Origin of the sequence: Mycobacterium sp. NS-7484 (genome assembly GCF_001953975.1) — a bacterium.
Taxonomy (GTDB): Bacteria; Actinomycetota; Actinomycetes; order Mycobacteriales; family Mycobacteriaceae; genus Mycobacterium.
The window spans coordinates 23,399-32,772 of sequence record NZ_MBEJ01000087.1 but is presented as its reverse complement, the minus strand read 5'-3'; the positions used below and the strand labels follow the sequence as shown (position 1 = coordinate 32,772).

The 9,374-nt window shown below is 67.8% G+C and carries 7 protein-coding genes and 1 pseudogene; 1 reads left to right on the top strand and 7 read right to left on the bottom strand.

What is annotated here, in order from left to right:
• Positions 1-269 (top strand): annotated as a pseudogene (locus tag A5733_RS27155) (hypothetical protein); the annotation flags it as partial.
• Positions 270-550: 281 nt separating this feature from the next.
• Here the strand turns inward: A5733_RS27155 and pyrF are convergent.
• The 7 genes from pyrF to pyrR are packed head-to-tail and all read right to left on the bottom strand — an operon-like array spanning position 551 to position 9,284.
• Complete coding sequence (pyrF, locus tag A5733_RS15475; protein ID WP_076240741.1) at positions 551-1,363, bottom strand: orotidine-5'-phosphate decarboxylase; 813 nt, start codon at positions 1,361-1,363, stop codon at positions 551-553.
• 2 nt (positions 1,364-1,365) lie between these two features.
• Positions 1,366-4,719, bottom strand: a complete 3,354-nt coding sequence (carB, locus tag A5733_RS15470; protein ID WP_076240740.1) for a carbamoyl-phosphate synthase large subunit — start codon at positions 4,717-4,719, stop codon at positions 1,366-1,368.
• The gene (gene carA, locus A5733_RS15465) at positions 4,719-5,894 is read right to left on the bottom strand and encodes a glutamine-hydrolyzing carbamoyl-phosphate synthase small subunit (protein WP_076240739.1); all 1,176 of its coding nucleotides are present in this window, start codon (positions 5,892-5,894) and stop codon (positions 4,719-4,721) included. The genes carB and carA overlap by 1 nt, the downstream gene beginning before the upstream one ends.
• The gene (locus A5733_RS15460; protein ID WP_067766000.1) at positions 5,891-6,391 is read right to left on the bottom strand and encodes a transporter; all 501 of its coding nucleotides are present in this window, start codon (positions 6,389-6,391) and stop codon (positions 5,891-5,893) included. Before A5733_RS15460 ends, carA begins: the two co-directional genes overlap by 4 nt.
• Positions 6,388-7,716, bottom strand: coding sequence for a dihydroorotase (locus A5733_RS15455; protein ID WP_076240738.1), 1,329 nt, complete (start codon positions 7,714-7,716; stop codon positions 6,388-6,390). Before A5733_RS15455 ends, A5733_RS15460 begins: the two co-directional genes overlap by 4 nt.
• Entirely contained in the window at positions 7,713-8,666 is a 954-nt protein-coding gene (locus A5733_RS15450; protein ID WP_076240737.1) for an aspartate carbamoyltransferase catalytic subunit, read from the bottom strand. Before A5733_RS15450 ends, A5733_RS15455 begins: the two co-directional genes overlap by 4 nt.
• 60 nt (positions 8,667-8,726) lie before the next feature.
• Positions 8,727-9,284, bottom strand: a complete 558-nt coding sequence (pyrR, locus tag A5733_RS15445; RefSeq protein WP_076240736.1) for a bifunctional pyr operon transcriptional regulator/uracil phosphoribosyltransferase PyrR — start codon at positions 9,282-9,284, stop codon at positions 8,727-8,729.
• Positions 9,285-9,374: the final 90 nt, after the last annotated feature.

The following is a 9,374-nucleotide window of genomic DNA, read 5'->3' as shown; positions in this document are numbered from 1 at the left end:
CCCGTGGCCCAGGCGGTCCTGGCGGGCCAGGCGGTCCCGGCGGCGGTCCTGGCCATCCCGGTGGACCCGGTGGCGGGCCGGGTGGGCCAGGCGGTGGCCCGTGGGACACCCCTCCCCCTCCGCCACCGAACATGGGTTGGCGTGGGATCGATCAAGGCCGGTTCGACCATCAACCGTTCAACTACAACGGCCACTGGGTGACACCGTTCTTCAACCAGCAGTTCAACAACTGGGGCTTCTGGCTGTTCGGTATTTGGATCCCACTATGACTCGCTGCTCAAACTGATTGTGCCCGGGCACTTCTCGACCCGGTTGCCGCTTTCTACCGCAGGGTCGCGGCGAGGCAACGACCACAACCCAGGCGTGGAAAACGGCGCAGAGACAACAGCGCAGTCACCGCTTTCTACCGCAGGGTCGCGACAAGGCAACGACCACAACCCAGGCGCAGAAAACGGCGCAGAGAGGCGCAGGGACACGACGAAAACGGCGGTCTGCCACTCCAGGCAGGCCGCCGTTTTCGTGGCCAACTCAGCTCATACGCTCGGCGCAGTCAGGCCAGATAGGCAACCTCGTCGCGCAAGCGTTCGGCCGCGGCGCGCAGATCGGCCACTGCGGGTCCCTTCCGCAGCACCTCACGTGACACCGCGGGTAGTACCAGTCGGGCCCCACCCAGGCCGCCCAGCGCGTCGGCACGCCCGCCCTGGGCGCCGACCCCTGGAGCCAGTACCGGGCCACCCAATGCGCTCAGATCCGGAGGTTCGGTGACGGTCGCCCCGACCACCACACCGACCGAACCGATGGACCCACCGGCCGCCCGGTTCACCGCGGCCACGTAGTCCACGATGGACTGAGCCACGGTGCGCGATCCGGCCACCGCTTGTTGGACACTCGGGCCCTCCGGATTGGACGTGGCGGCCAGGACGAACACGCCACGGCCATGGGTCGCGGCGGTGTCGAGCAAGGGCTGCAACGACCCGAACCCCAGATACGGCGACGCGGTGACCGCATCAGCCGCCAAGGGCCCGTCCGCGGCCCACGCCGCGGCATAGGCCGCCATGGTCGAGCCGATGTCACCGCGCTTGGCATCGGCGAGCACCAGCACACCGGCCTCGCGCAGCCCCGCCATGGTGCGTTCGAGCACCGCGAACCCGGCCGAGCCGTACGCCTCGAAGAACGCCACCTGGGGCTTGACGATCGCGAACCCGGAAAACGCCGTCACGCAGATGTCGCAGAACGCGGCCAGCCCGTCGGCATCGGCGGAAAGGCCCCACGCGGTCAGCAGTTCGGGATGCGGGTCGATGCCGGGGCACAGCGGGCCCCGCTCCGATACCGCGGCGGCCAACCGTGCCCCGAAAGCATCCATCGTCAGCGCGTTTCCAGCTCGCTGTGCAGCTCCTGCAGCGACATCACCCCGATGTCACCGCGGATGGCCGCCTCGATGCCCTGCACCGCCGCCGAAGCGCCCTGCACCGTCGTCACGCACGGGATGTTCATCGACACGGCGGCCGAACGGATCTCGTAACCGTCGACGCGAGGCCCGGAGTTTCCGTACGGCGTGTTGATCACCATGTCGACCTCGCCGGCCTTGATGGCGTCGACCGACGACGGCAGATCGCGGGCTCCACCGGGCAGTTCTGAGTGCTTACGGACCTCGTCACACGGAATACCGTTGCGACGCAACATCTCTGCCGTTCCCTCGGTGGCCAGCACACGGAACCCGAGATCGGCCAGTCGCTTGACCGGGAATACCAGCGAACGTTTGTCGCGGTTGGCCACCGACACGAACACCGTGCCCGAGGTCGGCAGCGACCCGTAGGCCGCGGTCTGGCTCTTGGCGAAGGCGGTACCGAAGTCGTGGTCGATGCCCATCACCTCACCCGTCGACTTCATCTCCGGTCCCAGCAGGTTGTCGATCTGAGCCCCGTCGGCGCGGCGGAATCGGTGGAACGGCAGCACGGCTTCCTTGACCGCGACCGGAGCGTTGCGGGCAATCGTGGCCCCGTCCCCGGTCTTGTTCAACAGCCCCTCCTCGCGCAGCTCCGCGACGGTGGCGCCCAGCATCACCCGGGAACAGGCCTTGGCCAGCGGCACCGCGGTGGCCTTGGAGACAAAGGGCACCGTGCGGGACGCTCTCGGGTTGGCCTCCAGCACGTAGAGCACGTCGTCCTTGAGCGCGTACTGGACGTTGAGCAGACCGACCACGCCGATTCCGTGGGCGATGGCCTCGGTGGCGCGGCGCACCGCTTCGATGTCGCTGCGGCCCAGGGTCACCGGGGGCAGCGCGCACGCCGAGTCGCCGGAGTGGATGCCGGCCTCCTCGATGTGCTCCATGATCCCGCCGATGTACACCTCGTTGCCGTCGCACAACGCGTCGACGTCGATCTCGATCGCGTCTTCGAGGAACCGGTCGACCAGCACCGGGTGTTCCGGGGACAGCTGGGTGGCGCGGGCGATGTAGCCCTCCAGGGTCGCCTCGTCGTAGACGATCTCCATGCCGCGCCCGCCCAGCACGTAGGACGGACGCACCAGCACCGGGTAGCCGATGTCCGACGCGATCCGGCGGGCCTGCTCGAAGCTGGTGGCGGTGCCGAACCGCGGGGCCGGCAGGCCGGCGTTGACCAGCACCTCACCGAAAAGCCCACGGTCCTCGGCCAGGTCGATGGCGTCGGGCCCGGTGCCCACGATCGGCACGCCGGCCTCTTCCAGACGCTTGGCCAGACCCAGCGGGGTCTGGCCGCCGAGCTGCACAATGACGCCGACGACACCGGGGCCGGATCCGTCGTCCCCCTTACCGGAGGTGTCTTCGGCGTAGTAGACCTCCAGCACGTCCTCGAAGGTCAGCGGCTCGAAGTACAACCGGTCGGCGGTGTCGTAGTCGGTGGACACCGTCTCGGGGTTGCAGTTGACCATCACGGTCTCGAAGCCGACGGCGCTCAGCGTCGTCGCGGCATGCACACAGCTGTAGTCGAATTCGATGCCCTGGCCGATGCGGTTGGGCCCGGAACCCAGGATCAGCACCTTGGGCTTCTCGATCTGGGGGGCGACCTCGGTCTCGGCCGACGGATCGAGTTCGTAACTGCTGTAGTGGTAGGGCGTCTTCGCGTCGAACTCGGCTGCGCAGGTGTCCACGGTCTTGTACACCGGGTGGATTCCCAGCCGGCGACGCAGCGCACGCACACCCGACTCGCCGGCCAACTCCGGTCGCAGTGCGGCGATCTGGCGATCCGACAGCCCGTTGTGCTTGGCCCGCCGCAGCAGTTCCTCGTCGAGCACCGGCGCTTCCAGCAGCTCGGCCCGCAGCGCGACCAGCCCGGCGATCTGCTCGATGAACCACGGGTCGACGCCGGAGGCCTCGGCCACCTGCTCGACACTGGCACCCAGGCGCAGCGCGAATTCGATGTCGTAGAGCCGGCCGTCCACCGCGGTGCGCAGGCCCTGCAGAACTTCGTCGACCGTCAGGTCCGGATCGGGCCCGGTCCAGAACCCGGCCCGGCTGGTCTCCAGCGACCGCATCACCTTGCCGAGCGCCTCGATGAAGTTGCGGCCCAAGGACATCGCCTCGCCGACGGACTTCATCGTGGTGGTCAGGGTCGCGTCGGCGCCGGGGAACTTCTCGAACGCGAACCGGGGTGCCTTGACCACCACGTAGTCCAGCGTGGGCTCGAAGCAGGCCGGGGTCTCTTTGGTGATGTCGTTGAGGATCTCGTCGAGGGTGTAGCCGATGGCCAGCTTGGCCGCGATCTTGGCGATCGGGAAGCCCGTGGCCTTCGACGCCAGCGCCGAGGACCGGGACACCCGGGGGTTCATCTCGATGACGATCAGGCGTCCGTCGCGCGGGTTGACCGCGAACTGGATGTTGCAGCCGCCGGTGTCCACACCGACCTCGCGCAGGATGTCGATGCCCAGGCTGCGCATCGTCTGGTATTCGCGGTCGGTCAGCGTCATCGCCGGCGCCACGGTCACCGAGTCACCGGTGTGCACACCCATCGGGTCGAAGTTCTCGATCGAGCACACCACCACCACGTTGTCGCGGCCGTCGCGCATCAGCTCGAGCTCGAATTCCTTCCACCCGTAGATGGATTCTTCGATCAGCACATTCGCCGACGGCGAGGCGGCCAGGCCGTCACCGGCCATCCGCTCGACATCCTCGGCCGAGTACGCCATGCCCGAACCGAGGCCGCCCATGGTGAAGCTGGGCCGCACCACGACCGGCAGGCCCAGGTCGGCCACCGTCTCGCGGACCTCGTCCATGGTGAAACAGACGCGGCTGCGGGCGGATTCACCGCCCACCTTGGCGACGATGTCCTTGAACTTCTGCCGGTCCTCACCGCGCTGGATGGCCTCGAAGTCCGCGCCGATCAGTTCGACCCCGTACTTCTCCAGGATGCCGCGGTCATGGAGGGCGACAGCGGTGTTCAGCGCCGTCTGCCCACCGAGCGTGGCCAGCACGGCGTCGATCTTGTTGCCCCGCTCGGCATGCTGGGCCAGCACCTTCTCCACGAACTCCGGCGTGATGGGCTCGACGTAGGTGTGATCGGCGTACTCCGGGTCGGTCATGATCGTCGCCGGGTTGGAGTTGATGAGGCTGACCTGGATGCCCTCGGACCGCAGCACCCGACAGGCCTGGGTGCCCGAATAGTCGAATTCGCAGGCCTGTCCGATGACGATCGGCCCGGACCCGATCACCAGGACATGGTTGAGGTCGGAACGGCGTGGCATTACTTCTCTCCTGCCATCAGATCGATGAACTGGTCGAACAGGTAGTTCGCGTCGTGCGGCCCGGCGGCGGCCTCGGGGTGGTACTGGACCGAGAAGGCCCGACCGTTGGCCAGCCGAATCCCTTCCACCACACCGTCGTTGGCGCAGGTGTGGCTGACCTCGGCGGCGCCGAAGGGAGTGTCGAACGTCTCCCCTGCCTCACCTTCCAGGGCGAAGCCGTGGTTCTGGGCGGTGATCGCCACCCGTCCGGTGATGTGGTCGATCACCGGGATGTTGATGCCGCGGTGACCGAAGACCATCTTGTAGGTCGACCGGCCCAGCGCACGGCCGAGGATCTGGTTGCCGAAGCAGATGCCGAACAACGGGATTCCCGCGCCGAGCACCTCGCGGGTCACCTCGACGATGTGGTCGGCGGTGGCCGGGTCACCGGGGCCGTTCGACAGGAACACCCCGTCGGGTTTGAGGTCGGCGATGGCGTCGAAGCTGACCGAGGACGGCAGCACGTGGCTGCGGATGCCGCGGCGGGCGAAGTTGCGCGGGGTGTTGGTCTTGATCCCGAGATCGACCGCGGCGACGGTGAACCGGTGCGGGCCTTCGGGTTCCACGACATAACCGGCGTCGGTGCTGACCTCACCGGCCAGATCCGCGCCCAACATCGAGGGCTGGTCCAGCACCCGGGCCACCAGCTCGTCGATGGACGCCGTGGCCGATTCACCCGAGAACACCCCGGCCTTCATCGACCCGCGGGTCCGCAGATGGCGGACCACCGCGCGGGTGTCGATGCCCGCGATGCCGACGATGCCCTGTCGCCTCAACTCGTCCTCGAGCGTCCCGGAGGCGCGCCAGTTCGAGGCGCGCGGGGAGGGGTCGCGCACCGCGTAACCCGCCACCCAGATCTTGTCCCCGCGGCTTTCGCCGTCCTCGTCGTTCCAGCCGGTGTTGCCGATCTGCGGTGCGGTGGCAACCACGATCTGGCCGTGATAGCTGGGATCGGTGAGCGTTTCCTGGTAACCCGACATGCCGGTGGAGAACACCGCCTCGCCGAGGGTCTCACCGACGGCTCCGAATGCCGTGCCGGTGAAGACGCGCCCGTCCTCAAGTACCAGAACCGCTTTGCCTGATTGGCGGCCCGCCGCCGTGGTGTTGCGCTTGTCCGTATTGCTCGTGCTCGTCATGCCTCTTCCTCCAGCCAGCGGTCGTACTCTGCGCGGTTGTCTGCGCGGAACCCGGTGTCGATCTCGGTGCCCGAGGGCAGCCGCCACCTGATGGCCAGAATTCCGTCGTGCGTCAATGCTTTTCCTGCGATCCCCCGCTCGGTGCGGATCGCGACGATCGATTCGTCGGGAATCCACACCGGCCCAGCACCGCTGCGCTGCATCATGATTCCCTCGGGATAGCGCGTCAGCACCGCCTTGGCCCGGAAGCCCAGGCCGCCGGCGGCCACCTTGTCATTCCAGTGCGGCACCACCGTGCTGCCGACGTACATCCCTTTGGTGGGCCGGATGATCGCCGCGCCGACGGTGTCGGGCAGCGGCGGCAGGTGGCCGATCATCTCGGCCTGCCGCTGCGCACGGTGCAGCCAGCCGCGCATCATCTGGCGGATCAGAAACGCGATCAGCACGGCCAGCAGGGCCGCCATCACCAGCGATGCGATCAGCGTGGGAGTGTTCACGGCGTTGGCCCCAGCCCGGCCGGAGCCGCTTTGCCGTCCAACGCCGTGATCCGGCCGCGCAGCAGGGTGGCGGTCACCGTGGCCGGCAGGGTCATCGACTCGAACGGGGTGTTGTCCGACCGGCTGGCCAGCTCGTCACCTTCGACCGTCCAGGTCGCGTCGGGATCGATCACCGTGAGATTGGCCGGCTCCCCCACCTCCAACGGCCGGCCCTGATCCGGCAGACCGACGATGGCCGCGGGTGCCTCGCTCATCACCTTCGCGACCCCGCGCCAGGTCAGCAGACCCGGCCGCACCATGGTCTCGGCCACCACCGACAGCGCGGTCTGCAGTCCGAGCATGCCCGGGCGGGCCACCGAGAACTCGCAGCACTTCTCGTGCTCGGCGTGCGGGGCATGATCGGTGGCCACACAGTCGATGACGCCGTCGGCCAACGCCTGGCGCAGAGCCTGCGCATCACTGGATTCGCGCAGCGGCGGGTTCACCCGGTTGCGCCCGTCGTAGCTCGCGAGTCGACTGTCGTCGAGCAGCAGGTGGTGCGGGGTTACTTCGGCGGTGATCGAAACACCTTGCGCTTTGGCCCATTTCAGCAACTCCACGGTACCCGCGGTGGAGGCGTGGCAGATGTGCACCCGGGCCCCGGCGTCGCGGGCCAGGATCGCGTCACGGGCGACGATCGATTCCTCGGCCGAGCGGGGCCAGCCGGCCAGCCCGAGTCGGGCGGCGTTGGGGCCCTCGTGGGCCACCGCGCCCACGGTCAGCCGCGGCTCCTCGGCGTGCTGGGCGATGAGCACCCCGAGGCCGGTGGCGTATTCCAGGGCGCGTCGCATCACCAGCGGATCGTCGACGCACACACCGTCGTCAGAGAACATCCGAACCTGGCCGACACCGTCTGCCATCAGGCCCATCTCGGTGAGCTGCTTACCTTTGAGGCCGACCGTGACCGCGCCCACCGGGTGCACGTCGACCAGACCGACCTGCTGGCCGCGGTTCCACACATGGTCGGTGATCACCGCGGAGTCGGCAATCGGGTCGGTATTGGCCATCGCGAACACCGCGGTGTAACCGCCCAGGGCCGCTGCAGCCGAACCGGTTTCGATGTCCTCGGCATATTCGCGGCCCGGCTCGCGCAGATGGGTGTGCAGATCGACGAACCCAGGCAACAGCACCTGACCGGGGGCCTCGATCACCTCGGCCCCGTCGGGAGCATCGGAACCGATCCCAGGTCCAATTTCCACGATCTGCCCGTCCGCGATCCGGACGTCGACCTGGTCACCTTCGCCGTAGAGACGGACCCCGCGAATGAGTACCTGTTGCGCGGTCATACGCTGATCGCCTCCCGATCCGCACCCACCAGCAGATGGAACAGCACCGCCATCCGCACGTGGACACCATTTGAAACCTGTTGCAGGACAGCAGACTGTGAGGAATCGGCCACCGGGAAGGAGATCTCCATGCCGCGCACCATCGGGCCCGGGTGCAGCACCACGGCGTTACCGGGCAGCATGGCCTGGCGCTTCTCCGACAACCCGTAGCGCACCGAATACTCGCGGGCCGACGGGAAGAACGCCCCGTTCATCCGTTCGGCCTGGACCCGCAGCATCAGGACCGCATCGGCTGCGGGCAGCTCGGCGTCCAGGTCGCTGGACACCGAGACCGGCCAGTCGGCGACGCCGGTGGGCAGCAGCGTCGGCGGCGCCACCAGCACCACCTCGGCGCCCAGCGTCGACAGCAGTGACACATTGGACCGGGCCACCCGGCTGTGCAGGACGTCACCGACGATGACCACGCGCCGGCCTTCGATACCGCCCAGGCGTTGCCGGATCGTCAGCGCATCGAGCAGGGCCTGGGTCGGATGCTCGTGCGTACCGTCGCCGGCGTTGATGACAGATGGTCCGCCGTTTTCCTCCGCGGTCCACTCGGCGAGCTGCTGGGCCGCCCCCGAGGCCGGATGACGGATGATCAGCGCGTCGGCTCCGGCGGCGCGCAGGGTCAGCGCGGTGTCGCGCAGCGATTCCCCTTTGCCCACAGAGGATCCCGACGAGCTGACGTTGATCACGTCGGCACTCATCCACTTGCCGGCGACCTCGAAGGACACCCGGGTCCGGGTGGAGTTCTCGTAGAACATGGTGATGACGGTGCGGCCGCGCAGCGTCGGCAGCTTCTTGACCTCACGGCCCAGCAGCGCCTCTCGGAAGCGGTCGGCGTCGTCGAGGATCGCCGTCGCATCCTCGCGGGTGAGGTCCCCAGCCGACAGCAGATGACGTGTCGTCATAGTTGTCGATTCCTCACGCAAGCGTTCGTCATGGTTGTCGATTCCTCACGCAAGCGTTCGTCATTTCGAAATCACCACTCCGTCACGATCGTCGTGCTCGGACAACAGCACATGCACGCTCTCGCTGCGTGAGGTCGGCACGTTCTTGCCGACGTAATCGGCGCGGACCGGCAGTTCCCGGTGACCACGGTCGACCAGCACCGCGAGCTGCACCACCCGGGGCCGGCCGACGTCGCGTAATGCGTCCAGCGCCGAGCGCACCGAGCGCCCGGAAAACAGCACGTCGTCCACCAGGATCACCACCGCGTCGTCGATACCGCCGGCCGGGATCGAGGTCGACTCGAGCGGACGCGGTGGCTTGAAGTTGAGGTCATCGCGATACAGCGTGATGTCCAACGCTCCGTGCGCGACCTCGACGCCCGCGAACTCATCGATCTTGGCGGCCAACCGGGTGGCCAACGTCACACCGCGAGTAGGGATTCCGAGGAGGACGACGCGCTCACGCTCGGCTGGATCGTCCAGCGCGGTCTTCTCGATGATCTGATGCGCGATCCGGGAAATGGTGCGGCCGACGTCCGCCGCAGACAACAATTCCCGGTCGGTACCTGAAGAGCCCATGAAGTGACCCTGACCTCCTTCTCCGCCTCTCGGGACGGATCGTTAAAGGACGTCGAACTGCCCCGTAGCTTAGCAGGCCGCAACGGCCGG

What these genes read in the sequence shown, in the direction of transcription:
- A5733_RS15450 (WP_076240737.1), bottom strand. Translation starts at nt 8,666, where the DNA reads ATGACGACACGTCATCTGCTGTCGGCTGGGGACCTCACCCGCGAGGAT.
- A5733_RS15455 (WP_076240738.1), bottom strand. Translation starts at nt 7,716, where the DNA reads ATGACCGCGCAACAGGTACTCATTCGCGGGGTCCGTCTCTACGGCGAA.
- carA (WP_076240739.1), bottom strand. Translation starts at nt 5,894, where the DNA reads ATGACGAGCACGAGCAATACGGACAAGCGCAACACCACGGCGGCGGGC.
- pyrF (WP_076240741.1), bottom strand. Translation starts at nt 1,363, where the DNA reads ATGGATGCTTTCGGGGCACGGTTGGCCGCCGCGGTATCGGAGCGGGGC.
- carB (WP_076240740.1), bottom strand. Translation starts at nt 4,719, where the DNA reads ATGCCACGCCGTTCCGACCTCAACCATGTCCTGGTGATCGGGTCCGGG.
- pyrR (WP_076240736.1), bottom strand. Translation starts at nt 9,284, where the DNA reads ATGGGCTCTTCAGGTACCGACCGGGAATTGTTGTCTGCGGCGGACGTC.